Here is a 22514-nt window from a genome sequence, read left to right as displayed (position 1 = left end):
AGCCTAAAGCTTACTGCTTACTTTAATTGCGCAAACACGCGTATACTATCAGCCGAATCTGTTTCCGCTAAACGCTTGAGAATAGGGCTGTTAGCCGCGGAGAGAGGGCAGAACAAAATTGGGGTCAGGCTGTCGGAATGCCGAATTATCCTTTAAGATGGATCCATTGATTTACGTACCCGAAAGGGGGGGATGTGCGGATTAACATGAACAATAAACCAAAACTGATGAAATTGCGCTGGGTTAGCGCAGCAGTTTTGCTTTCAATGTATGCCAATACAGGCTGGGCTTTTAACATTGACGATGTGGCAAAACAGGCGAAAGACTTAGCGGGTAAAGGCTTTGAAGCGCCGAAGAGCAATCTGCCGTCACAACTGCGTGATATGAAGTATGCCGACTATCAGCAGATCCAGTTCAATCATGAAAAAGCGTACTGGAACAAACTGAAGACCCCCTTCAAGCTTGAGTTTTACCATCAGGGGATGTACTTCGATACCCCGGTACGTTTGAACGAGGTCACAGCAACCAGCGTTCGCGAGATAAAATACTCTCCTGAGTATTTCAACTTCGGTAACGTCAAGCACGATCCTGATACGGTAAAAAACCTTGGGTTTGCCGGTTTCAAAGTGCTGTACCCGCTTAACAGTAAAGATAAGAAAGACGAGATCGCCAGCTTCCTGGGCGCCAGTTATTTCCGCGTCATCGGTCAGGGCCAGGTCTATGGCCTGTCTGCACGTGGCCTGGCAATTGACACCGCGCTGCCGTCTGGTGAAGAGTTCCCGCGCTTTAAAGAGTTCTGGATCGAACGCCCTAAGCCGCAGGATAAGCATCTGGTGATTTATGCGCTGCTCGATTCACCGCGTGCCACCGGTGCCTATCGTTTCACCCTGACACCGGGTAAAGACAGCACCGTTGACGTGCAGTCGAAGGTCTATCTGCGCGATAACGTCGGTAAACTGGGCGTAGCACCGCTCACCAGCATGTATCTGTTTGGTGCGAATCAGCCGTCACAGGGGGCGAACTTCCGTCCGGCACTGCACGACTCCAACGGGCTGTCGATTCATGCCGGTAACGGCGAATGGATCTGGCGTCCGCTGAATAATCCGAAACATCTGGCCGTCAGCACCTTTACCGTGGAAAACCCGCGTGGTTTCGGTCTGCTGCAGCGTGGCCGCGATTTTGATAAGTATCAGGATCTGGACGATCGCTACGATCTGCGTCCGAGTGGCTGGGTTGAGCCAAAAGGGGACTGGGGCAAAGGCCGTGTTGAGCTGGTAGAAATCCCGACAACCGACGAAACCAACGATAATATCGTGGCCTTCTGGACGCCGGAAACCCTGCCAGAGCCGGGCAAAGAGATGAAGTTTGCCTATCGCCTGCACTTTACGCGTGACGAAAACCAGCTGCACTCCCCTGAAACGGCGTATGTGAAAAGCACGCTGCGTTCACCGGGTGATGTGAAACAGTCTAACCTGGTGCGTCAGCCGGACGGCACGGTGGCGTTTATCGTCGACTTTGTTGGACCGGAGATGAGCAAGCTGCCGGAAAACACCCCGGTAACGCCGCAGGTGAGCGTGGGTAATAACGCAGAGCTGGTCGAAAACAGCGTCCGTTATAATCCGGTCACCAAGGGCTGGCGTCTGGTGTTACGTATTCGTGTTAAAGACAATAAACAGCCGACCGAGATGCGTGCTGCACTGGTTAACGGTGACAAAACGCTGACGGAAACCTGGAGCAATCAGTTGCCTGCCAATGAATAAGTCAACCGTAATTCCCGACGAATATATTGACGCGCTGCCCCTTCCCCCTGAGCGGAAAGGGGCGCTGCGTGAAGCGTTGCCCGCAGAGCCGGAAGAGGCATTCAGTCAGTTGCATTATCAGCTGGCCGAAGAGGGCCCGGTCGAAACGCGTCCCGATGATGCTCCGCAGGAGTCGGTAAAAGCGCGCGTAGAGATGAGCTGGCCTGACTCTGTTGATGGTGGCCGTCAGTTTGATAAAGACGCGCTGGACCGTACCACGCTGAAAGCGATGCCGAAACACACCCGTTCTTCCATGTATCCGGAAGAGTGGCGGACTAACCCGGTGGCGCGCGCGTGGGATTCCCTGCGCGGGCGTAAAAGCACGCCGCGTTTCGACAGCCGCGAAGAGCAGAAAAATGAGGACAAATGGCGCCATGTTGGCTCCATTCGTCGTTATATTCTGCTGTTCCTCTCCGTTTTCCAGACGGTGGTGGCGACCTGGTATATGAAAACCATCCTGCCTTATCAGGGATGGGCGCTGATCGATCCTATGGATATGATCAACCAGAACTGGCAGCAGTCGGTATTGCAGATCCTGCCTTATGTGTTGCAGACCGGAATTCTGGTGCTGTTTGCCATTCTGTTCCTGTGGGTTTCCGCCGGGTTCTGGACGGCCCTGATGGGCTTCCTGCAGCTGATGATCGGTAAAGACAAATACAGTATCTCGTATCTGACCAACGGCGACGAAGCCATTAACCCGGAGCACCGTACCGCGCTGATCATGCCCATCTGTAATGAAGATGTTGAGCGTGTCTTTGCCGGTCTGCGTGCCACCTGGGAGTCGGTGGTGCGTACCGGTGAGCAGGCGAACTACGATGTCTATATCCTGAGCGACAGCTACAACCCGGATATTGCCATGGCGGAACAGAAGGCCTGGATGGAGCTGGTGCGTGACGTGGGTGGGGAAGGGCGTATTTTCTATCGCCGTCGTCGTCGCCGCGTAAAACGCAAATCCGGTAACATCGATGACTTCTGCCGCCGCTGGGGCAGCCAGTACAGCTATATGGTGGTACTGGACGCCGACAGCGTGATGAGCGGTGACTGCCTGAATGGCCTCGTGCGTATGATGGAAGCCAACCCGAAAGCGGGTATCATCCAGTCATCCCCTAAGGCCTCCGGCATGGATACGCTGTATGCACGCTGTCAGCAGTTTGCTACCCGCGTGTACGGTCCACTGTTTACCGCCGGTCTGCACTTCTGGCAGCTGGGTGAGTCGCACTACTGGGGCCATAACGCGATTATCCGCGTGAAGCCGTTTATCGAACACTGTGCGCTGGCACCGCTACCGGGCGAAGGCTCATTTGCCGGTTCGATCCTGTCCCACGACTTTGTGGAAGCGGCGCTGATGCGCCGTGCAGGCTGGGGCGTGTGGATTGCTTATGATCTGCCGGGTTCTTATGAAGAGCTGCCGCCAAACCTGCTGGATGAACTGAAACGTGACCGCCGCTGGTGCCACGGCAACCTGATGAACTTCCGTCTGTTCCTGGTTAAAGGGATGCACCCGGTTCACCGTGCTGTGTTCCTGACGGGCGTGATGTCCTATCTGTCAGCGCCGCTGTGGTTTATGTTCCTGGCGCTGTCTACCGCCCTGCAGGTCGTTCACACGCTCATGGAGCCACAGTACTTCCTGCAACCAAGGCAGCTGTTCCCGGTATGGCCGCAATGGCGTCCGGAGCTGGCCATTGCGCTGTTCTCCACCACGCTGGTCTTACTGTTCCTGCCGAAGCTGTTGAGTATCGTGCTGGTGTGGTGCAAGGGGGCGAAGCCATACGGCGGTGCGTTACGCGTGCTGGCGTCGCTGTTCCTGGAGATGCTGTTCTCCGTGCTGCTGGCACCGGTGCGTATGCTGTTCCACACCGTGTTTGTGGTCAGCGCATTCCTTGGCTGGGAAGTGGTGTGGAACTCGCCGCAGCGTGACGATGATGCCACGCCGTGGAGTGAAGCCTTTAAGCGTCACGGTTCGCAGATGTTACTGGGCCTGGTCTGGGCAGGTGGCATGGGCTGGCTGGATCTGAACTTCCTGTGGTGGCTGTCACCGATTGTCTTCTCGCTGATCCTGTCACCGTTTGTGTCGGTGTGGTCCAGCCGCCGTACGCTCGGTCAGGCATCCAAGCGCGGCAAGCTGTTCCTGATCCCGGAAGAGTTCAGTCCGCCGCAGGAGCTGCTGGATACCGATCGTTACGTGGAGCTGAACCGTGAGCGCGCCCTGGATGATGGCTTTATGCATGCCATGTTCCATCCGTCGTTTAACGCGCTCGCCAGCGCCATGGCAACGTCGCGCCACCTGAAGAGCGATATTCTCGACTTTGCCCGTGACCGCCGCGTTGAGCAGGCCCTCAGCGAATCGCCGGCAAAACTGGATCGTGACCAGCGCCTGGCGCTGCTCAGTGACCCGGTGACGCTGTCGCGGATGCACTACCGCCTGTGGCAGAACGCGGACAAGTATCACGACTGGTTAGATCACTACCATACGTTGACGCTTAACCCGCTGGCGCTGAATAACGCGAAACAGGACGTGGTGCGGGCGGAATAAAAGGACGCCCATGCATGAAATGAAAACTCTGCTTTGCAGGCGCTGACCTTCTTTTCGGGTCAGCCCGTCAGGCGGGACGATAAAAAGCCGGAACTCACGTTCCGGCTTTTTTTACGTATTATTTTGCCTTCAGTGCTATTGTGCAGAGATAAGCAGGGGTAAAATAGTGTGTTTTTTAATCGGGGTTAACGTGGTGACCATGTTTTTACGCGGTGTGATCGTAGCAGTCAGCTTACTGGTACTGAGCGGGTGCGGCAGTATTATCAGTAGAACCGTGCCCGGACAGGGGCACGGCAATCAGTATTACCCGGGCGTGCAGTGGGATGTGCGGGATTCGGCATGGCGCTTTATCACCATTATCGACCTGCCGCTGTCGCTGATACTGGATACTCTGCTGGTGCCGGTCGATGCCAGCCACGGCCCTTATGAGTAATCACTTTCCGCACTGATCCTCAGGCACGATTATCGGCGTCGGTATTATTATCTTCCCACTCTTCCGCTGCTGCATCGGCTTCTTCGCTGCCTGCGGCAGGTTCAAGCTGGAATTCCCCTTCATCCCATTCATGCAGGGTATTTTCCGGCAGCCATTCGTTACGTAATTCAATCTCATCGAAGTCGCCGTCAAAAATAGCCTGTGCGGCTTCCCCGCTCAGCGCCGGCAGGAGCTCCCCTTCATCACCGTCATCGGTGAGGAACTCGGCCTGCCACATGATGTCGCCGTCCTGCATAACATATTTTTGCAGATTGAACTGGTTGACGGAGGCGTCTTCCTCATCGACTTCCGGATTGGCGGCAAGGTACTCTTCACGAGCCATATCAATGGCTTCTTCCAGCGTGGCATACAGTGTCATCGTTATCTCCCTGGTTATCATGATAAAGAGTAATTGTTGCCGCTATGGGCAAAGATGCAAGGCGTGTGAAGAAAAAATTTGTGTCCGATGGCGGGCCTGACACAGGCAAAGATTGTTACTGTGATTGTTTAAACGACGATATCATGCACAGAAAAATTTCACTTAAATACATTATTAGTAAAGAGATGGAATTATTTATGATTTTCTCTATTTTTATTAAAATAGCGCCAGATAGTGACTTAAAGTAAATGTCAGCGATAACACGTCAAACCGTATAAATTAAGTTTATTCTTATTTCTCATTATGTAATCTGTGCGCATTCCATTATCGCCCTGTTTACATTTATTGCGCTTATATCATGACGATGTTATTTCCAGTAAGGACACTGACAGCCCTGTTGCTGACGGTTAGTATCGCCAGTGCGTCGGCTGCGCCGCTCAGTCCGGCCGACCGTGATGCGGTGCGCCAGCAGCAGCAACCCGATTTTTGATAAAGAGAAAGAGCAGAATACCTTGAAACTGGGGAGTTTTCTGCGCAACTCGCAGGTAATTCGCCATTTATAGTTGATAAGGATACGGGTGAAGTACATGAACCTGGAACTGCTTATCCTATTGAAAAGTATTGACAAGATTATGAAGAAAAGAAACATGCGCTGAGTTAGAAGAGTCAAAAAATATTTAGACTGCACCCCAAACATGTGGACTCCTGAGTATGTAAGGTGCTGTCCGGTGACGTAGTCGGCGACAGGAGCAATCTGTTAACCAGCCGCAAGCGGGATGAATGATTTCCAGGTGGCCGATGGACAACAAAGTTATGCCGGTGAGATTTCGCAAATCGTCGGTTGTAATCGGCCATAAACTCATCAGTTGCTGACCTGCTCCGTAGTTAAGAACGAAGCGGGGGAGACGGATATGACGTATGGTGGATTGAGTGCGGGGATACTTACAGTGGCATCTGATCTAAAAGATCTGGAGGACGAGAAACCACGCATCAAACAGTCCTTTTCCGACCTTGGTTTTAAGAACCGGGCACTCAAAAATGTTATCGAAATTTAAAATTTCACTGAATAATAAACGTGCTGGCTACCGCTTTCGTCAGCCAGACCCCGTTATCAGCCTGATAAAATTTCATACCCTGCTTATGCATTGCCAGTGCATCGATTTTCAGCACAGTGGGCTTCCCGTGTCGTTGTCCGACGCTGTTGGCGGTCGCTTCATCCGCAGATAAATGTACATACTGGCGCGATCCAGAGATTAATCCCTGGATCAGTATCGACTCAAGAAACCGTGTGGCCGTGCCGTGGTATAAAACGTCAGGAGGTGTGCTTTCCTGATAGTTGATATCAACCTGCTGTGATGAATGTCCCTGCACGGCTCGGATCTTCAATCCATCTTCTGAGAGTGAAAATCGTTTCTTATCAGTGCTTTCAACAATGGACAGAATAGTCTCTCGAGTGAGGCTTTTACTGTCATTTTTTGCACAGGCAATCAGCGTATCGATATCTGCCCAGCCTTGGCTGTCTAAAGTTAAGCCAATGGCTTCAGGCTGGTGGCGTAATACGTAGCTCAAAAATTTACTGACGTCTGAAAGAGACTGACTCATAAACCTTAATCCCAATAAGCAAATAACGTTCTGAAGCGGATTTTGCCTGCGGAACGCTCCCGATGCCAGAAAAGATATTCGGGGGATATTAACCGGTGCTGACAGAACGATAAGCGTGCGGGGATCTGTATGAGTGAATGCGGGGAGATTGCATCAATGAAAATAACAAACCCGCTAACAGTGTCCCCTCTCATATCGTTACCCGCTTTCACCGGCGTGCTATAGCGGTATCTTTCGCACGTTTTCAGTAAGGCTGCATTTCAGGAATATGGTTAATTAGCGCCGGGCAAATGATCTGCCCCAGCGCCGGCCACGGCCGGGCTGTTCACCCCCTGTTTCAGGATCAGTGATAAGGAAAAATAAGACAGATGCGCAAACCTTCTTTCAGAACGAGCGTTACCGGGCTTTCTTTCAGCATCCTTATGCTGGCAGCCCCGGCATTCGCCAGCGTGACCCCGTTTGACCCCGACTCCCCCTGGCTGCTGGGTGACTGGGCGGGCTATCGCAAACATCTTGCTGACGAAGGCGTTGACTTCCAGGTGGGCTACACCACGCAGTCGGCGGCCAATCTCGCGGGCGGCTACCGTACCAGTACCACCATGCGCTATGCCGATCAGTGGACGTTTGGCAGCAAGCTGGATCTGGAAAAATTACTGAACTGGCAGGGCGGCCAGTTCCAGGTCACCCTGACCAACCGTAACGGTCAGGACCTCACGCCCTATATCAACGATCCCCGCACGGGGGGCCTGTCGAACGTGCAGGGCATTTCGGCACGCGGTGACTATTTGCGCCTCACCCAGTTCTGGTTAAACCAGAAGCTGCTGAATAACTGGCTGGAGGTCAAACTGGGCCGGGTAACGACCAATGAAGATTTCGATACCGCCCGCGTCGGGATGTTCCAGAACTGGGCGATGGGTAATGGCCAGCCGGGCCACTGGCGCAACGATCGCTGGTTTAACGCCCCGATTTCTCAGTGGGGCGGCAGGGTAAAGCTGAATCTGCCTGATGACGTCTATTTTCAGGTCGGCGTGTATAACCAGAACAAGGCGAACGACACCAAAGCGAACGGGTTCCGTTTTGATATGGGCCACGGCGAAGGGAATCTGGTTCCGGTAGAGCTGGGTTGGACGCCACAGCTCGGCCAGCAGAAACTGCCCGGTAACTACCGGCTGGGCATGTTTTACAGCTCAACCAAAGGCGGCGACTTTCACACCTGGCATGATGGCGGCTATGGTAAAACCAGAAAGGCTTACGGCGGCTATCTGCTGGCCGAGCAGCAGCTTTTTGCCATGGCCGGGGACAAAAGCCGGGGGCTTAGCGTCAGCTTCCAGTATGTGATGAACGACCATCGTACTGCGCGCATGGACAATTATCAGTCGCTGGCGCTGGCGTGGAAAGGGCCGTTTGATGCTCGCCCGGGCGATGAAGTGGGTGTCGGCATGGCGCGTATTCACGTCAACAACGACTACACCAAAATGCGCAATCAGCAGAATGAGGACCGGGGCGTCAGCGACTACAACGACCCGGCTTACCTGCCGTTGCAGCAGGGATCAGAGTGGAACTATGAGGTCTATTATAATGTGAAGGCTACCCGCTGGCTGAACGTGCGGCCAAACTTACAGGTGATCACTAAACCGGGCGGCGTACGCCAGGTGAATGATGCCCTGGTCGGCGGTATCGCGGCAGATATCAGCTTCTGATGACAGGGGGCCATCCGGCCCCGCTTCAGGTCAGCACTGAGGCACCTCATCCAGATGCTGATAAATCGTCAGCCCCAGTTCACGGCCAATGCGCACATCGTTATCTGCTCCGCGCGACTCGCCCGGTAAACGCAGAATGGCGTCACAGTGGCCGATTAAACGGTGTGCGACCGGATATAAATACGCTTCACTGATCGCATCGCCAATTTTCTGCGACCCGGCAATCCGCGCCAGTGGAAACGCCAGCCACTCGCCAATCAGTGGAATATGCCCTTTCTGATAAAGGGCTAACGCTGTCTGTTCCATGCGTTCAAGGTTGGCATGGATCAAGTCTTCCCGATCGCCGGTGCCGCTGCGAACCGGGCCTGCCACTAAAATTTGCAATGATTTCATGGTATCTCCTGAAAAACACGACTGAGAGCAAGATGCTGGATCAGCATGATAGTTTTGGCATCCATAATTTCGCCGTCACGTATTGCCTGCAGCGCGCGTTCGAATGGCCACTCCAGTACCTCAATATCCTCGCCTTCCTCTGCCACGCCACCGCCGGTGCCCTGACGATCGTCGTCGGAATATTCAGCAATAAAGAAAAAGAGTTTTTCTGTCACTGAACCGGGGCTCATATAGGATTCGAAAACTTTTTCAATCTGCGTGATGCGAAAGCCGGTTTCTTCTTCGGCCTCGGCAATAATGCGTGCCTCCGGTGAGGCGTTATCCAGTAGTCCCGCCGTGGCCTCAATCAGGAAACCGCTGTGGCCATTCACGAAAACGGGGAAGCGGAACTGGCGGGTCAGTACCACGGTTTTGCGGGCTTTATGGTACAACAGCACCACGGCACCGTTACCGCGATCGTAAGCTTCCCGGTTCTGTTCCTGCCAGCTGCCGTCGCGGCGCAGCAGTTCAAAGGTGTATTTTTTCAGGGTGAACCAGTTATCCGACAGCAGCTGCTCTCGGATGTTGCGTACGCGTTCCTGCATGTTTTGCATGTTTGTGCCCTTAATGAAGTGACAGACAACACGCTATCATGCATAATCGTGCAATATCAAGATCAATCGTGAAGGGGGTAAGGGTGCTTTCCAGCCAGCGCAAACAGCAGATTCTGGCCATGCTCGACCGTGAGAAGCAGGTGCTTTCGCGGGAACTGAGCCTGCATTTTGCCGTATCAGAAGACTCTATCCGTCGGGATTTAAGGGAGTTAGCCGCCGAGGGATTACTGCAACGGGTTCATGGCGGTGCGCTGCCGGTTTCGGCCGCCATCGCACCGTTTGAAACACGCAAAAGCGTGCAGATGGACTCTAAACGGCGCGTCGCGGAGAAAGCCGTCGGGCTGATCCAGCCGGGTCAGGTGGTGATGATTGACGGCGGCACCACCACAGCAGAGATGATCCGGCGGCTGCCTACCGATTTTGCTTTTACGGTCGTGACGCACAGTCCGGGCGTGGCGGTGGGGCTGGTGGACTATCCGCTGATCGATGTGATTATTATCGGCGGTCAGCTGTATAAGCATTCTGTGGTGACCACCGGAGCGGCGATGATCGAGGGGATCCGACGTATCAATGCCGATCTGTTCTTTATGGGGGTGACCGGGGTACACCGAAGCGCCGGGCTGACCACCGGCAACTATGAGGAAGCGTGCGTCAAACGGGCGCTGGCAGAACGGGCAGCAGAGACGGTGGTGCTGGTGTCGCAGGAAAAGCTTAACTCCGCCTCGGCGTTCGCCATTGGCGACCTGTCGCTGGCCAGCACGCTGGTGGTCGATGAGTGGCCCGATGAAGAGATGTGCCAGCGGCTGCATCAGTTGCAGATCGGTCTGGTCTGACCGGGCTATTCCTCGCGTACCACCATGCGTTCACTGCGCCGGCGCAGCGTAATCCAGGTGTACAGCACGTTAAACAGGACGATGCAGGCTGTGACGATAAACACCGCTCGGAAGCCAAAATGTGCTGACACGGCGGCCCCCATCAGCGGGCCGGTCACGTTACCGATATCGCGGAACGACTGGTTATAGCTGAAAACGCGGCCGGCAACCTGATTGCTGGCGTTATACAGCAGCAGGGACTGCACTGCCGGCAGCAGCGCACCGTCGGCCGCCCCGAGCAGGAAGCGCAGCATGCCCAGTTGCCAGGTGTTCTGCACAAAGGCCATCGGGATCAGCAACAGCACGGAGAGCATCAGCATAGCGATCAGAATGCGCTCCGGCCCGATCCGGTCGCCCAGTCTGCCGAGGCGCGGCGCACTCATCAGAGCTGCCACTCCCGGTACTGAGGCGATCATCCCGCTGATAAATGCCAGATTAGCAACGTTGCCCGCCAGCTCGCGGACGTAAAGCGTCAGGATCGGTGCAATAGATCCGGTGGCGACCTGAATAATCAGCGTAGTGACAAACAGCGCCAGTACCAGACGGGGATTTTTCAGCGAGGTCAGCACCTCGCGGGCGTGCAGCATGTCTTTTTTCTGCACCGGGATAAAACTCTCACGCACGCAAAACAGCGTCATCAGAAAACAGGTAAACAGCACTGCAGCGGTAATAAAGAATACCGGACGCAGGCCAAAGCTGTCGGCCAGCAGGCCGCCGATCAGCGGGCCAATCAGCGCGCCGCTAACGGCCCCGGTGGAGAGCCAGCCCAGCGCCCAGCCGGTCTTACCGCGCGGAACCTGTGTGGCGATCAGGGCATTGGCATTGGGGACAAATCCGCCGAGCAGACCGAGCAGGGCGCGTAACGCCAGAAACTGCCAGATCGAGGTCGCCATGCCCATCAGCATCATCACGATAGCCATGCCCAGTGCCGAGCGCAGCAGCATGATTTTTCGTCCCTTACGATCCGCCAGTCCCCCCCAGAAGGGTGAGGCAATAGCCGAAAAAAGGAACGTGATGCTGAACACCAGACCCGACCAGAGATTCAGGGCCTGCGGGTCGGTGATGCCCAGTTGCTCAACGTAAAGCGGCAGAAAGGGCATAACCAGACTGAAGCCTGCGCCGGTCAGAAAACACCCTATCCAGGTGACGAACAGATTTCGTTGCCAGTGGATGGCGATAGCGGGGACATCGGGGGTAGACATAAAGTAAACAGTAACCTTATCAGCAATCAGCTAAACCAGTATACGCTGATATCAGGCGACTGAACGGCGGGCGATCAAAAAAATGAAAAACCGTTTCAAATAATGAAACAGGCCGGTGGTCCGGCCTGGCAGGGCGTTAATAGAGAGAGGGCTGCCCCTCAGGGCGGGTTTTAAAGCGGCGGTGCAGCCACATATACTGATCGGGTGCCATTAAGATGCCGTGTTCAATTATTTTATTCATATGTGCTGCCGTGGCGATTTCACTGTCCAGTGGAATGCCGGTCTGCTCAGGGAGGATCACCATCTCATACCCTTTACCCGATGGCAGGCGGCGCGGCACGAAAGGGATAACCGCCGGGTTACCGCTGCGGATCAGAAGGTAACTGCCTTTGGTGGTCGCCGCCTGTTCAACGGCAAACAGCGGCACGAAGACGCTGCTTTTTGGGCCGTAGTCGTGGTCCGGGGCGTACCAGATAATATCGCCCTTTTTCAGGGCGCGGATCATACCTTTCAGATCTTTGCGGTCGAGCATACTTTTATTGGAACGCATACGTCCCCAGGTCTGCAGCCAGTCGAGCAGGGCATTATCATTGGGACGGTATACGCCAATGCCGGGATTATGAATACCGAAGATGCGTGCACCCAGCTCCAGGGTGAGAAAATGGATACCAATTAACAGCACTCCTTTCCCGTCTGCCGCCGCCTGGCTGATATGCTCCAGCCCGCTGACACTGAACCATTTTTTAATCCGCCAGTCAGGCCAGAACCAGGCCATGCCGGTTTCAATCAGCCCCATACCCAGCGATTCGAAGTTGCGCCTGACCAGCGCCTCACGCTCGGCGGCAGGCATCTGAGGGAAACAGAGCGCCAGGTTACGCCGGGCAATGGTGACGCGGCTGCGCAGGAAACGCATGGATAATCTTCCGAGGCCGCAGCCGATATAATAAAGCACCGGGTAGGGCAGCAGCACCAGCAGGTAAAGCAGGATAATACCGAGCCAGGTAAACCAATAACGGGGATGCAACAATGCACGATTGAACTGAGGCAGCTGGGTCATGAGTTTCCAGATCGTAAAAAAAAGGGGGCTATTATGAAGAAGTTTAAAGTTTATTTATGGCCTATTGTGCCATTTTTCTTAGTGTAGTCGAAGTTTTCGGCGGCAGACGTGGGAAGAAAACTTTTTTCGGCTAAGGACAAGGTGTGGCGGCTCGGGTATGATAGCGCCGAAAATTTTTTCCTCTCCTTGAATACAGGAACGTACACCATGCCAGTGTTACATAACCTTGTCTCCAATGAAGAGCTGAAGGCGCGCATGATGGCCGAAACCGAGCCGCGAACTACAGTCTCTTTTTATAAGTACTTCACTATTGACGATCCCCGCGCGTTTCGCGACGCCCTGTATATTGCCCTGACCCGGCTGAAAGTCTTCGGTCGCGTTTATGTGGCGGCAGAGGGCATTAACGCCCAGGTCAGTGTCCCGGCCAGCCAGTACGAGACCATGAAAGCTGCGCTGTATGCCTTCCATCCTGCGCTGGATAACCTGCGTATGAACATTGCGCTGGACGACGACGGTAAATCCTTCTGGGTACTGCGTCTGAAAGTGCGCGACCGCATTGTCGCTGACGGCATTACGGATGACAGCTTCGATGCCAGCGATGTCGGGGCCTATCTGAAGGCGGCGGAAGTGAACGCCATGCTGGATGATCCGCAGGCGGTCTTTGTGGATATGCGTAACCACTATGAGTACGAAGTGGGGCATTTTGATAATGCGCTGGAGATCCCGGCGGACACGTTCCGCGATCAGCTGCCCATGGCCGTCGATATGCTGCAGCAGGATAAAGATAAAAAAATCGTCATGTACTGTACCGGGGGGATCCGCTGTGAAAAAGCCAGCGCCTGGATGCGGCATAACGGTTACGAGAACGTGTACCATATTGAAGGTGGCATCATTGAGTACGCCCGTCGCGCCCGTGAACAGGGATTACCGGTGCGGTTTAAAGGCAAAAACTTTGTCTTTGATGAGCGGATGGGGGAGCGTATTTCTGAGGATGTTATCGCCAACTGCCATCAGTGCGGCGAGCCCTGCGATACTCACGTTAACTGCCTGAACGACGGCTGTCACCTGCTGTTTATTCAGTGCCCGAGCTGCGCCAGCAAATTTAACCACTGCTGTAGCCCGATCTGCATGGAAGAGCTGGCGTTACCGCCCGAAGAGCAGCGCGCCCGACGTGCGGGGCGTGAGAATGGCAATAAGATTTTTAACAAATCCCGTGGGCTGTTGAGCACCACCATGCACATCCCTTCGCCGGAAGAGTAACGGTGCAGGCGTCATCATCGTGGACGATGATGACGCCACATTCATTTACTGACGCACACCTTCAACAGAAATCATCAGTTCGACTTCCTGTGAGGCCGGGCCTAAATCAGACTTAATATTAAAGTCTTTCAGTGCGAGGTTACCTGTGGCTTCAAAGCCTGCACGGTAGCCACCCCACGGATCTTTCCCTTCGCCGGTCAGCTTAGCCGCCAGCTTCACCGGTTTGGTCACGCCATTCAGCGTCAGATTACCGTTAACGGTCAGTCCGTCACCCTGCTTTTCCACGCCGGTAGAGACGAAGGTCGCCTGCGGGAATTTGCTGGCATTCAGGAAGTCCGCGCTGCGCAGGTGTTTGTCACGCTCGGCATGGTTGGTATCCACGCTGCCGGTTTTGATGGTGACATTCACTTTATCTTTAGCCGGATCGGCTTCGTCAAAGGTGAATGCGCCATCGAAATCTTTAAAGGTACCGTACAGCCAGCTGTAGCCCAGATGCTTGATACGGAACTGGACAAAAGCGTGCTGCCCTTCTTTATCAATTTTATAGTCAGCGGCAGAGGCGGTGCCGGCGGTCATTAACAGTGCGGCAGTAGTCAAACCCAGAATACTTTTCTTCAGCATGGTGTTCTCCATTTCTGTGATTAATCGATGCGGTGACCCAGCATCCTTTTTAACGTGATATCGCGATCGATAAAGTGGTGTTTCAGTGCAGCCAGCCCATGGATCACGGAAAGGATCACCACGCTCCAGGCCAGCCAGAGATGAATATCGCCGGCCAGATCTGCCTGCTCACCCAGCCCGGCAAATACCGCCGGAACCGGCAGTACGCCAAAGACATCGATCGGCTTACCTTCCGCCGTCGAGATCAGATAGCCGCTGATTAAAATCGCAAACAGGATGCCGTAAAGCAGAAGGTGGGCAGCGACGGCGCTGTAGCGTACCAGTGGCGTATAGCTGGCGAGTGGCTTCGGCGGAGGGGAGACAAATCGCCACACCACGCGCACCAGCATGACGGCAAACAGCACCATCCCAATGCTTTTATGCAGCTCCGGGGCTTTGTGGTACCAGGTGTCGTAATAGCCCTGCGTGACCATCCACAGACCAAGCGCAAACATGCCATAAACGGTTGCCGCCACCAGCCAGTGCATAAGGATGCTCACTGAGCCATAACGAGAGGCGCTATTTTTCAACTGCATAGGAAAATCCGCTTGTGAGAATTTTCAGTAAGACTGACCGGGTACCTGAGCAAAATCAACAAATAATTTTACTGATTATAGAATTCATTCATCGCATGAAATATTTTGAATGATATAAGCAGTTATCGACAGTTAATCAGAAGGCTAAGTCGGATTTGTGACAGCATGAGACGGGCATATCAATGATTATTTCGTTGGAGGGATAAATATCATGTTCTGATTTTTTGCTGTTATTCTCGTCGAACGTCAGTTTATTGTCACGTTATGTCAATATCACGCTGACGATAATTGTTATATAAATTTATGCATTGCGGGGCCGGGTGGCCGATGAGGGCAGTGTGCCGTCTGGCATTAAATCATAATGACAACGTGTAAAGCGGGGGTTGTGCGACAAAGCAGCGAATGCTGCGCTTAACTTGAAGTTTTTTGGAATATTGTCTACTGTAAAGGAGTGTAAGTCACAGACGTTATAAGATTTACCGTTCATGACCATTCTGACTTTGCTGCGTTATAGCTTTCTTCCCCTTTGTTTTTCCCTTCTCTGTCAGGCGACGAAAGCTATGAGGCTGCTCACTTACTGCAACACCGGGAGCGCTCAATGGGTACAACATCAGAGGGGCAACAGCCTCATAAAAAGCATTTCTGGAATAAAGATAAATCCGCCAGGCCGGAACTCAGCGTTGACGATATCACTATCGTGGATAAATCCATGCTCAAGCGGGCCGTCGGCGCGGCCGCCCTCGGCAACGCCATGGAGTGGTTTGACTTTGGGGTTTACAGTTTTCTTGCGGTAACCATCGGTAAGGTGTTTTTCCCCGGCGGCAGTCCGGCAGCACAGCTGCTGGCCACCTTCGGTGCCTTTGCTGCTGCGTTCCTCGTGCGTCCGCTGGGTGGGCTGGTATTTGGCCCGCTGGGCGACCGTATCGGCCGCCAGAAGGTGCTGGCACTGACGATGATCATGATGTCGATCGGCACGTTCTGCATCGGGTTGATACCCGCCTATTCCACTATCGGTATCATGGCGCCCGTGCTGCTGCTGCTGGCGCGCCTGCTGCAGGGGTTTTCCACCGGCGGTGAGTACGGCGGGGCGGCTACCTTTATCGCCGAATACTCTACCGATAAGCGCCGTGGCTTTATGGGCAGCTGGCTGGAGTTCGGTACGCTCGGCGGTTATCTGCTGGGGGCCGGCCTGGTGACCGGGCTCACCGCTGCGATGCCGGAGTCCACGCTGCTCGACTGGGGCTGGCGTATTCCTTTCTTTATCGCCGCGCCATTAGGGCTGTTTGGGCTGTATATCCGTCTGAAGCTGGAAGAAACGCCGGCCTTCCAGAAGCATATGGAAAAGCAGGAGGAGCTGGAACACAATAAGCCGCGCCTGACCCTGTGGCAGATGCTGAAAAAGTACCGTGCTGCGATGTTGAAGTGCATTGGCCTGGTGCTGCTGTTCAACGTCTCTAACTATATGATGACCTCCTATATGCCGAGCTACCTGACGGGTATTCTGGGGCTGAGCGAGCTGAGTTCACTGCTGCTGATTATGGTGGTGATGTTTGTTATGATGCCGCTGACGCTGTTCTGGGGCCACTGGAACGACCGGCTGGGTCGCCGTCCGGTGATCTGGGGCGGGGCCATCGCGCTGATCCTGCTGGCGGTACCGTGCATGTTGCTGATCGGTACCGGCAACCTGTGGCTGGTATTCCTCGGCCTGATTATCCTTGGCGCTATCCATACCTGTTTCAGCGGCTCCATGCCGGCGACGCTGCCCGCCCTGTTTTCCACCGATATCCGTTACAGCGCACTGGCGATTGGTTTTAACCTGTCAGTTTCACTGTTTGGCGGCACGACGCCGCTGATTACGACCTGGCTGGTGGCGAAAACGGGTAACCTGCTGATGCCCGCCTACTACCTGATGGGGGCCGGGGTGATTGGGGTAATAACCGTCTTTACCCTGCGTGAAACAGCACGTAAGCCCCTGCGCGGTTCAGCCCCGTCGGTAGGCAGCCGTGCTGAAGCACAGCGACTGGTTGATAAGCTGCGTCTGCGCGGTAGAAAGCCCCGTCCTGCTGACGGGAAATAATCGTCAGGCAGAAAAGCAAAAGGGCTCCCGGTGGGAGCCCTTTTTTAATCCTGTCTGCGGCTACTGAAAGCGTGACAGTGAGAAGGGGGTTAAATCAAACTCGCTGCTTTTCCCCTGAGCAAACTGCGCGGCAATCTCGCCCAGCACGCTGGCGAATTTGAATCCGTGACCGCTCAGCCCGGTGATCAGCATCCGGTCAGGTTCACCGGGGAAGGTATCAATAATGAAGTCTTCGTCCGGCGAATTGTCATAGGTACAGGCCTCACCGCGCAGGCAGACGCCAACGCCGGGCAGGAAAGTCCGCATAAAGTTAAACAGCTCACTGCCGTCTTCTGCCATGCTGCCAAAGGGTTTACGTCCTTCCGGCGAGTCAATCGGCTGTCCGCCTTCATGCCGGCCGATTTTGATGGCGTTATTATCAGCGGGGAATCCGTAATAATGGATCCCGTCCTGCATCTCAACGGTAAATGCCGGGAATTGATTATTCTCGCTGTAGCGTCCGTCAGCCTGATGCCAGGCAAAGACTTTACGCACCGGGGTGACCGGCAGCGCAGGATAGAGGCTTTTCACCCAGGTTCCGGCGCTGATCAGCAGCCGGCGCGCACGATAAACACCGTCCGGTGTGGTGACCGCCTGCAGTCCCTCTACCGTGTCAATCTGCGTCACGCCACAGTTGAACAGCTGCGCGCAACCCGCCTCTTTTGCCAGGCGGATCCAGCTTTTCACGGCAATCTCTGATTTCAGGTAACCCGATTGCGGTTCAAATACGCCAATATAGCCTTCAGGAACGCTTATCTGCGGCCAGCGCTGGTGGATTTCTGCTTCGTTAAGGATCTGCACGTTCAGCGCAAACTGCTCTGCACTCTGGATGACGTTTTGAATAAATTCTGAAGCATGCGGTGCCAGATTCAGTACCCCGCTTCGCTGCATCACGCGCTCGCCGCTTTGCTGCTCCAGCTGATCCCACAGCTGCTGGGCACGAAGCACCATCGGCACGTAGCGCGCCCCTTCGCCGTAAGCATGGCGGATCAGCCGGCTTTCACCGTGGTGACTGCCTTCGCGGTGCGGAGGATGGTGGCGATCGATCATCAGGACCTTAAGACCCGCCTGTGTCGCATACCATCCGGCGGCGGCGCCGACGGAACCACTGCCCACCACAATTAAATCGTAAACCATCGGATCAGCCTCAGTTAATCAAGCAATTGCGGAAGGATAACAAATTATGGCGGGCATGAAAAAGGCACCCTGTGGGGTGCCTCTGAGAAACATCGTTCAGTCACAGATTAGTGCTTTTTGTAATCACGATCCTGGTATTCAGTCGCTTCTATCTTGGCAATGCCAGCTTCAAGGATGGAGATAAATTGCCTTGCCACATCGGTAGTCAGCCAGTAGGTCTGCCCGACTTCTGCATCTTCCGCCTGTTGCTGGTCAGAAGAGAGCGAGTGTAAACGGATCATCATGGCATCATAGCTGTCTACGGTACTGATATCCCATCCGATGAGGGGATGTGTCTGGATGACCTCTTTGTTTCTGTCCATTATAACCCCCTTATTACTCGTGAATGATGGCAACGAAGTGATTTATCGAGGTTCAATGCGTTTTTTTTCTTAGAGCGTCCTAATTATAACAGGAGTTTTTTTGTTCGTTGACTTAAATCTCGCCCGGGTTAAAAAACAGCCGCTATTCGACCGGGCAATTATACATGGGCAGGGCGAAAAATAATCACCCTGCGGGGATGCGGCACGATTAATTAGGGTGTGATAATGCACTCATATTTCTGGTGAAGAGAGTACATCCGGAGAAGACGGCAACACCCCTGAACGTTTTTCCAGTTCCCCGGCCAGACGGATGAAATGTTTTTGCAACTGTTCATCCCGATTCTGGTTTTGCCCCTCCAGCTTTAAACTGTGAATTAACAGTTGATTAGCTTTATCATCAAGGCAAAAGGAGAGGGTGGAAAAGGCATTCTCTAATACTGTCAGACGGCGTTGCTGTTCGCCAATCATCGTCAGTAGCTCACCAAACGTCATCGCCTCTTCTGGATTATCGGCAGCCATAAGAAAAACCTCAGTAATTAATGTCAGGCTCAGAATAAGATATTCTACCCGTTGCGTCTATCGGTGTTCTTCGGCAAAAGAAGGCATAAAAAAGCCGGATAGCGTATCCGGCAAAAATGGCACAATCGTTATTTATCCATTCTGCTTCAGGCCGCAGAGGGAGTGGCCATACACGCAGCGGCAACAGCCTGGATTATTCAGGAGATAAACCAGTCATCAGCGCTTTCCCAGGTTTCCTGCAGAATATCACTAATCTGATCTTTCGCTTCTTTTCCGCCGCCCATCACCGTCAGGTTGTTGGCACCGGCATAGCGTACAGAAATGGTATTGCTGCCGTCAGGGAACTGTTTGTCGATTCTTTTGCTGAGTTCCTGCGTGAGTGCATCAATGGCACCCGCAGGCAAAGAGGTGGTTTTTGCTACAGTGACTTCAATACGCATGATAGCCTCCGGTTGAATTACTGTAAATATATACAGTAATTCAGTGCGGCGCAACCTTTTTGCTGCTGACATTGGGGGGAGCCGAAAACGCGGATCCCCCACCGTGACCGGCCTCGGGGTGGCAAAACTTACACCACAACCTGCCAGTTCAGCGTTTCCCCCGCCAGGAACGGCACCAGCGTATGGCCGTCATCACCGACCGGAACAGATTCCGCTACCGTCCAGGGTTGGCGTACCAGCGTCACGGTACCTTCATTCAGCGGCAACCCGTAGAAGCGCGGCCCGTTTTCAGCGCAGAACGCCTCAAAGTGGGCAAGGGCATCAATCTCTTCAAAGACGGTGGCATAAGCGGCCAGCATCGACGGAGCGTTAAACACACCGGCACAGCCGCAGCTGGTTTCTTTTCGGTCGCGGGTGTGGGGGGCGGTATCCGTGCCGAGGAAGAAGCGTTCATGCCCGCTGGCGACCGCATCGCGCAGCGCCTGCTGGTGGATATTACGTTTCAGGATCGGCAGGCAGTAGAGGTGCGGGCGGATTCCACCGACCAGCATGTGATTACGGTTGAACATCAGATGCTGCGGTGTGATGGTCGCGCCAAGGAAACGATTGCCTTCCAGTACATAAGCGGCCGCTTCTTTGGTGGTGATATGCTCGCAGACCACTTTCAGCTCCGGGAACTGCAGGCGTAGCGGATGCAGAACCGTCTCAATAAAACGGGCTTCACGGTCAAAGATATCAATGTGTGCATCGGTCACTTCACCGTGGATCAGCAGCGGCATGCCGATTTTCTGCATGCGCTCCAGTACCGGGGCAATGGACGCAATGCTGGTGACACCGTGGGCGGAGTTGGTGGTGGCATGGGCGGGGTAAAGCTTCGCGGCGGTAAACACCCCTTCAGTGAAGCCGGTCTCAATTTCGTCCGGAGCAAGACCGTCGGTCAGATAGCAGGTCATCAGAGGGGTAAAATGATGGCCGGCCGGGACGGCAGCCTGAATGCGTTCGCGGTACGCGCGGGCGGCGGCCACGCTACTGACCGGCGGCACCAGGTTGGGCATCACGATGGCGCGGCCACAGACCTCACTGGTAAAGGGCACAACCGCCTCCAGCATCTCTCCGTCACGCAGATGGATGTGCCAGTCGTCAGGGCGGCGAATAATCAATTGCTGAGGTTGTGTGGTCATGCGATGTGCTCCGGCAGAAAGGGAAAAGGCAGGTTTTGGCCGGGTACTAAGGATAGGGATAAAGCGCGGGGAATGCACCCGGTTTATGCGCGCTGGGTGAAAAAACGGTACGGGCCTGCCCGTACCGTTTTTTCGGTCAGTCGGTGAAAGGGATCACCAGTTCGCCAGGTTTCACTTCCAGCCCTTTGGCAAAGCGTTTCGCCAGCGACTCCGCCTTGCTGCGGTCAGTGCTCAGGACATAGGCCGGTTTTTGATTGAAGTAGTTTTTCAGCGACTCATTAAGATACGGGGTCAGCGTTTTCAGTACGCCTTCCATCTTCTCCGGTTGCACCGTGACATCGACCAGCTCCATGTCTTTCAGATAGATGGCCCCTTCCTGCTGGTTGAAGACCGGCTGCGCTTTCATTTTCAGCGTCATCTGCGCCTGCTGCGGCCCAAACAGGGAGCTGATATTCACGTCTGCTTTCCCGGTCAGCGTGATTTTATTCGGCTCTTCACGGCCTATCTGGCTGGCGAGATCCTTCAGCGTAATGTGCGCGTCGGCGAGACCGGCGACGCCAATATTTTTCTCATAATTATTATGCTTAACCAGCGCCTGGTTAATTTCCTGTTCGCTGATGCTGTACTGGGCGATCTGATTGCAGCCGCTGACCAAACCCGCTAACAGTAAAGCGCCAAGGCCAAAAAGTGTTTTTTTCATGTTGTTCCTCTGTTTTTAATCACCGGACGTTCCCGCCGGAGCAGGGGACTAGCATGCACCACTCACGCCGGTTCGTCACCAGGACAACGCCGAGAGAAACCGCAGGAAATGACAACGGAATGTGTCGGGCCGCCGTGCGGCGGCCCGAGCGGTCAGGAGGCAGAGGAGGAAAGCAGCGTAACCTGAGTCTGTTTCGCCATATTGTCACGGTAATCAGCCACGCGGCTTGGATACTCCACGCCCGCGACCAGCGTCAGTGAGCGCAGCAGCGGGAAGAGATGTATATCGTCCAGTGACAGTTCACCACTCACCGCATTCGGCTTAACAATCAGCTTGTCGAGCTTACGCAGGTCGTCATTGATGTTTTTGATCCAGCCTGCGGAGTGTTCACGCAGTTCGGCAAAATCACCGGCGACTGCCTGCTTCTTGTTTTTAAAGTAGGTACGCGCCTCCGGAGTGGAGAACTCGGCAAACGGCGCTTCGGCCACACGCGGGTACAGCAGCTTGTTGACGTAGCCGTGCACATGACGCAACCAGTCAGTGATAGCCGGATTGGTTTTCCCGGTCAGCAGCGGCTCACCATCCAGCCGATCAATGTACTGCACGATATCCATGCTTTCCGGCATACAGCTGCCGTCGTCTTTCATCAGGATCGGAGCCATTTTTTGACCGATCAGGCGGTTCGGCGTTGCCTCATCATCATTCATCATCACGATGAGCTCCACCGGCAGGTTTTTCAGGCCGAAGATCATGCGCGCTTTAACGCAGAATGGGCAGTGATCGTAGATATAGAGTTTCAATCGGTTCCCCTTAATCGCGACAGCGATGAAAATACCATCAATTGTCTGAATGTATTGAAGAAGTATGGAAGAGAACCCTGCATAGGGCAAATTCACTCGGGATTTTCATCGTTTTTTCGTCAATTTTGCGATTTTTTACCCGGCACTATTTTACCCGGCTTCGTGATGGCGGTTATAGTAAAGCAACAGGCATTCCGTGCA

23 protein-coding genes and 1 pseudogene are annotated in these 22514 nt (G+C 54.2%); 9 read left to right on the top strand and 15 right to left on the bottom strand.

Annotation, left to right across the window (positions count from 1 at the left end; all coding sequences use genetic code 11):
- Window positions 1-224 precede the first annotated feature (224 nt).
- The 3 genes from K6L24_RS13605 (at window position 225) to K6L24_RS13595 (ending at window position 4765) form a co-directional block, all read left to right on the top strand.
- Complete coding sequence (locus K6L24_RS13605; RefSeq protein WP_222682331.1) at window positions 225-1760, top strand: glucan biosynthesis protein G; 1536 nt, start codon at window positions 225-227, stop codon at window positions 1758-1760.
- Window positions 1753-4332, top strand: coding sequence for a glucans biosynthesis glucosyltransferase MdoH (gene mdoH / locus K6L24_RS13600; RefSeq protein ID WP_062743776.1), 2580 nt, complete (start codon window positions 1753-1755; stop codon window positions 4330-4332). The genes K6L24_RS13605 and mdoH overlap by 8 nt, the downstream gene beginning before the upstream one ends.
- A gap of 199 nt (window positions 4333-4531) precedes the next feature.
- Entirely contained in the window at window positions 4532-4765 is a 234-nt protein-coding gene (locus tag K6L24_RS13595) for a YceK/YidQ family lipoprotein (RefSeq protein WP_062743893.1), read from the top strand.
- Window positions 4766-4784: 19 nt separating this feature from the next.
- Here K6L24_RS13595 and K6L24_RS13590 read toward each other — a convergent pair whose 3' ends face one another.
- Entirely contained in the window at window positions 4785-5183 is a 399-nt protein-coding gene (locus K6L24_RS13590) for a MysB family protein (RefSeq protein WP_062743775.1), read from the bottom strand.
- Window positions 5184-5541: 358 nt separating this feature from the next.
- Here K6L24_RS13590 and K6L24_RS22395 point away from each other — a divergent pair, with 358 nt between their 5' ends.
- Window positions 5542-5673 carry a hypothetical protein gene (locus tag K6L24_RS22395; RefSeq protein WP_255850929.1) on the top strand — a complete coding sequence of 44 codons (132 nt, stop codon included), beginning with the start codon at window positions 5542-5544 and terminating at the stop codon, window positions 5671-5673.
- A 6-nt stretch (window positions 5674-5679) separates the two neighbouring features.
- A pseudogene (locus K6L24_RS22325) lies at window positions 5680-5808 on the top strand (YrhB domain-containing protein); the annotation flags it as partial.
- A 434-nt stretch (window positions 5809-6242) separates the two neighbouring features.
- On the opposite strand, the gene K6L24_RS13585 reads toward K6L24_RS22325, so the two are convergent.
- Complete coding sequence (locus tag K6L24_RS13585; RefSeq protein ID WP_222681565.1) at window positions 6243-6785, bottom strand: RNA 2'-phosphotransferase; 543 nt, start codon at window positions 6783-6785, stop codon at window positions 6243-6245.
- A gap of 368 nt (window positions 6786-7153) precedes the next feature.
- On the opposite strand from K6L24_RS13585, the gene K6L24_RS13580 reads away from it, so the two are divergent.
- The gene (locus tag K6L24_RS13580) at window positions 7154-8485 is read left to right on the top strand and encodes a carbohydrate porin (RefSeq protein ID WP_222681564.1); all 1332 of its coding nucleotides are present in this window, start codon (window positions 7154-7156) and stop codon (window positions 8483-8485) included.
- Between the two features lie 30 nt (window positions 8486-8515).
- Here the strand turns inward: K6L24_RS13580 and K6L24_RS13575 are convergent, their stop codons facing one another.
- Window positions 8516-8878, bottom strand: coding sequence for an NUDIX hydrolase (locus K6L24_RS13575; protein ID WP_062743770.1), 363 nt, complete (start codon window positions 8876-8878; stop codon window positions 8516-8518).
- Window positions 8875-9471: an NUDIX hydrolase gene (locus K6L24_RS13570; RefSeq protein WP_062743769.1), complete on the bottom strand. Its 597-nt coding sequence runs from the start codon at window positions 9469-9471 to the stop codon at window positions 8875-8877. The genes K6L24_RS13575 and K6L24_RS13570 overlap by 4 nt, the downstream gene beginning before the upstream one ends.
- Before the next feature lie 83 nt (window positions 9472-9554).
- Between K6L24_RS13570 and K6L24_RS13565 the strand changes: the two genes are divergently transcribed.
- Entirely contained in the window at window positions 9555-10304 is a 750-nt protein-coding gene (locus K6L24_RS13565) for a DeoR/GlpR family DNA-binding transcription regulator (protein WP_137268873.1), read from the top strand.
- A 5-nt stretch (window positions 10305-10309) separates the two neighbouring features.
- Here the strand turns inward: K6L24_RS13565 and mdtG are convergent, their stop codons facing one another.
- Together mdtG and K6L24_RS13555 are read right to left on the bottom strand one after the other, a co-directional pair.
- Window positions 10310-11545, bottom strand: a complete 1236-nt coding sequence (mdtG, locus tag K6L24_RS13560; RefSeq protein WP_137268872.1) for a multidrug efflux MFS transporter MdtG — start codon at window positions 11543-11545, stop codon at window positions 10310-10312.
- Between the two features lie 136 nt (window positions 11546-11681).
- Window positions 11682-12602 (bottom strand): Kdo(2)-lipid IV(A) acyltransferase, encoded by a 921-nt coding sequence (locus tag K6L24_RS13555; protein ID WP_062743766.1) that lies wholly within the window; start codon window positions 12600-12602, stop codon window positions 11682-11684.
- A gap of 207 nt (window positions 12603-12809) precedes the next feature.
- Between K6L24_RS13555 and trhO the strand changes: the two genes are divergently transcribed.
- Window positions 12810-13862 (top strand): oxygen-dependent tRNA uridine(34) hydroxylase TrhO, encoded by a 1053-nt coding sequence (trhO, locus tag K6L24_RS13550; protein ID WP_062743765.1) that lies wholly within the window; start codon window positions 12810-12812, stop codon window positions 13860-13862.
- Between the two features lie 45 nt (window positions 13863-13907).
- Here the strand turns inward: trhO and K6L24_RS13545 are convergent, their stop codons facing one another.
- Both K6L24_RS13545 and K6L24_RS13540 read right to left on the bottom strand, forming a co-directional pair.
- Window positions 13908-14483, bottom strand: coding sequence for a YceI family protein (locus K6L24_RS13545; protein ID WP_062743892.1), 576 nt, complete (start codon window positions 14481-14483; stop codon window positions 13908-13910).
- A 20-nt stretch (window positions 14484-14503) separates the two neighbouring features.
- The gene (locus K6L24_RS13540; protein WP_062743764.1) at window positions 14504-15058 is read right to left on the bottom strand and encodes a cytochrome b; all 555 of its coding nucleotides are present in this window, start codon (window positions 15056-15058) and stop codon (window positions 14504-14506) included.
- A 598-nt stretch (window positions 15059-15656) separates the two neighbouring features.
- Here K6L24_RS13540 and proP point away from each other — a divergent pair.
- The gene (gene proP / locus K6L24_RS13535; RefSeq protein ID WP_062743763.1) at window positions 15657-17135 is read left to right on the top strand and encodes a glycine betaine/L-proline transporter ProP; all 1479 of its coding nucleotides are present in this window, start codon (window positions 15657-15659) and stop codon (window positions 17133-17135) included.
- A 60-nt stretch (window positions 17136-17195) separates the two neighbouring features.
- Here the strand turns inward: proP and solA are convergent, their stop codons facing one another.
- The 7 genes from solA to grxB all read right to left on the bottom strand — a co-directional run bounded on the left by solA (window position 17196) and on the right by grxB (window position 22313).
- Window positions 17196-18311, bottom strand: a complete 1116-nt coding sequence (solA, locus tag K6L24_RS13530) for an N-methyl-L-tryptophan oxidase (protein WP_062743762.1) — start codon at window positions 18309-18311, stop codon at window positions 17196-17198.
- 107 nt (window positions 18312-18418) lie between these two features.
- The gene (bssS, locus tag K6L24_RS13525; protein WP_062743761.1) at window positions 18419-18673 is read right to left on the bottom strand and encodes a biofilm formation regulator BssS; all 255 of its coding nucleotides are present in this window, start codon (window positions 18671-18673) and stop codon (window positions 18419-18421) included.
- Between the two features lie 231 nt (window positions 18674-18904).
- A complete protein-coding gene (locus K6L24_RS13520; RefSeq protein ID WP_062743760.1) occupies window positions 18905-19192 on the bottom strand; it encodes a hypothetical protein in 288 nt (95 codons plus the stop codon).
- Between the two features lie 197 nt (window positions 19193-19389).
- The gene (gene dinI / locus K6L24_RS13515) at window positions 19390-19632 is read right to left on the bottom strand and encodes a DNA damage-inducible protein I (protein WP_062743759.1); all 243 of its coding nucleotides are present in this window, start codon (window positions 19630-19632) and stop codon (window positions 19390-19392) included.
- A 128-nt stretch (window positions 19633-19760) separates the two neighbouring features.
- Window positions 19761-20813 (bottom strand): dihydroorotase, encoded by a 1053-nt coding sequence (pyrC, locus tag K6L24_RS13510; RefSeq protein WP_222681563.1) that lies wholly within the window; start codon window positions 20811-20813, stop codon window positions 19761-19763.
- A 136-nt stretch (window positions 20814-20949) separates the two neighbouring features.
- On the bottom strand, window positions 20950-21513 hold the full coding sequence (locus K6L24_RS13505) for a lipoprotein (protein WP_062743757.1): 564 nt from the start codon (window positions 21511-21513) through the stop codon (window positions 20950-20952).
- A 152-nt stretch (window positions 21514-21665) separates the two neighbouring features.
- Complete coding sequence (gene grxB / locus K6L24_RS13500) at window positions 21666-22313, bottom strand: glutaredoxin 2 (RefSeq protein ID WP_062743756.1); 648 nt, start codon at window positions 22311-22313, stop codon at window positions 21666-21668.
- Window positions 22314-22514 lie beyond the last annotated feature (201 nt).

Origin of the sequence: Erwinia persicina (assembly GCF_019844095.1) — a bacterium.
Taxonomy (GTDB): domain Bacteria; phylum Pseudomonadota; class Gammaproteobacteria; order Enterobacterales; family Enterobacteriaceae; genus Erwinia; species Erwinia persicina.
This window is presented reverse-complemented; position numbering and strand designations above follow the sequence as displayed.

Bases quoted from the DNA above. Each gene is read 5' to 3' on its own strand.
- K6L24_RS13520 (WP_062743760.1), bottom strand. From the start codon at position 19,192: ATGGCTGCCGATAATCCAGAAGAGGCGATGACGTTTGGTGAGCTACTG.
- solA (WP_062743762.1), bottom strand. From the start codon at position 18,311: ATGGTTTACGATTTAATTGTGGTGGGCAGTGGTTCCGTCGGCGCCGCC.
- mdoH (WP_062743776.1), top strand. From the start codon at position 1,753: ATGAATAAGTCAACCGTAATTCCCGACGAATATATTGACGCGCTGCCC.
- dinI (WP_062743759.1), bottom strand. From the start codon at position 19,632: ATGCGTATTGAAGTCACTGTAGCAAAAACCACCTCTTTGCCTGCGGGT.
- K6L24_RS13585 (WP_222681565.1), bottom strand. From the start codon at position 6,785: ATGAGTCAGTCTCTTTCAGACGTCAGTAAATTTTTGAGCTACGTATTA.
- mdtG (WP_137268872.1), bottom strand. From the start codon at position 11,545: ATGTCTACCCCCGATGTCCCCGCTATCGCCATCCACTGGCAACGAAAT.
- K6L24_RS13575 (WP_062743770.1), bottom strand. From the start codon at position 8,878: ATGAAATCATTGCAAATTTTAGTGGCAGGCCCGGTTCGCAGCGGCACC.
- K6L24_RS13555 (WP_062743766.1), bottom strand. From the start codon at position 12,602: ATGACCCAGCTGCCTCAGTTCAATCGTGCATTGTTGCATCCCCGTTAT.
- K6L24_RS13570 (WP_062743769.1), bottom strand. From the start codon at position 9,471: ATGCAAAACATGCAGGAACGCGTACGCAACATCCGAGAGCAGCTGCTG.
- K6L24_RS13590 (WP_062743775.1), bottom strand. From the start codon at position 5,183: ATGACACTGTATGCCACGCTGGAAGAAGCCATTGATATGGCTCGTGAA.
- K6L24_RS13540 (WP_062743764.1), bottom strand. From the start codon at position 15,058: ATGCAGTTGAAAAATAGCGCCTCTCGTTATGGCTCAGTGAGCATCCTT.
- K6L24_RS13505 (WP_062743757.1), bottom strand. From the start codon at position 21,513: ATGAAAAAAACACTTTTTGGCCTTGGCGCTTTACTGTTAGCGGGTTTG.
- K6L24_RS13545 (WP_062743892.1), bottom strand. From the start codon at position 14,483: ATGCTGAAGAAAAGTATTCTGGGTTTGACTACTGCCGCACTGTTAATG.
- trhO (WP_062743765.1), top strand. From the start codon at position 12,810: ATGCCAGTGTTACATAACCTTGTCTCCAATGAAGAGCTGAAGGCGCGC.
- bssS (WP_062743761.1), bottom strand. From the start codon at position 18,673: ATGGACAGAAACAAAGAGGTCATCCAGACACATCCCCTCATCGGATGG.
- K6L24_RS22395 (WP_255850929.1), top strand. From the start codon at position 5,542: ATGACGATGTTATTTCCAGTAAGGACACTGACAGCCCTGTTGCTGACG.
- pyrC (WP_222681563.1), bottom strand. From the start codon at position 20,813: ATGACCACACAACCTCAGCAATTGATTATTCGCCGCCCTGACGACTGG.
- proP (WP_062743763.1), top strand. From the start codon at position 15,657: ATGGGTACAACATCAGAGGGGCAACAGCCTCATAAAAAGCATTTCTGG.
- K6L24_RS13580 (WP_222681564.1), top strand. From the start codon at position 7,154: ATGCGCAAACCTTCTTTCAGAACGAGCGTTACCGGGCTTTCTTTCAGC.
- K6L24_RS13595 (WP_062743893.1), top strand. From the start codon at position 4,532: ATGTTTTTACGCGGTGTGATCGTAGCAGTCAGCTTACTGGTACTGAGC.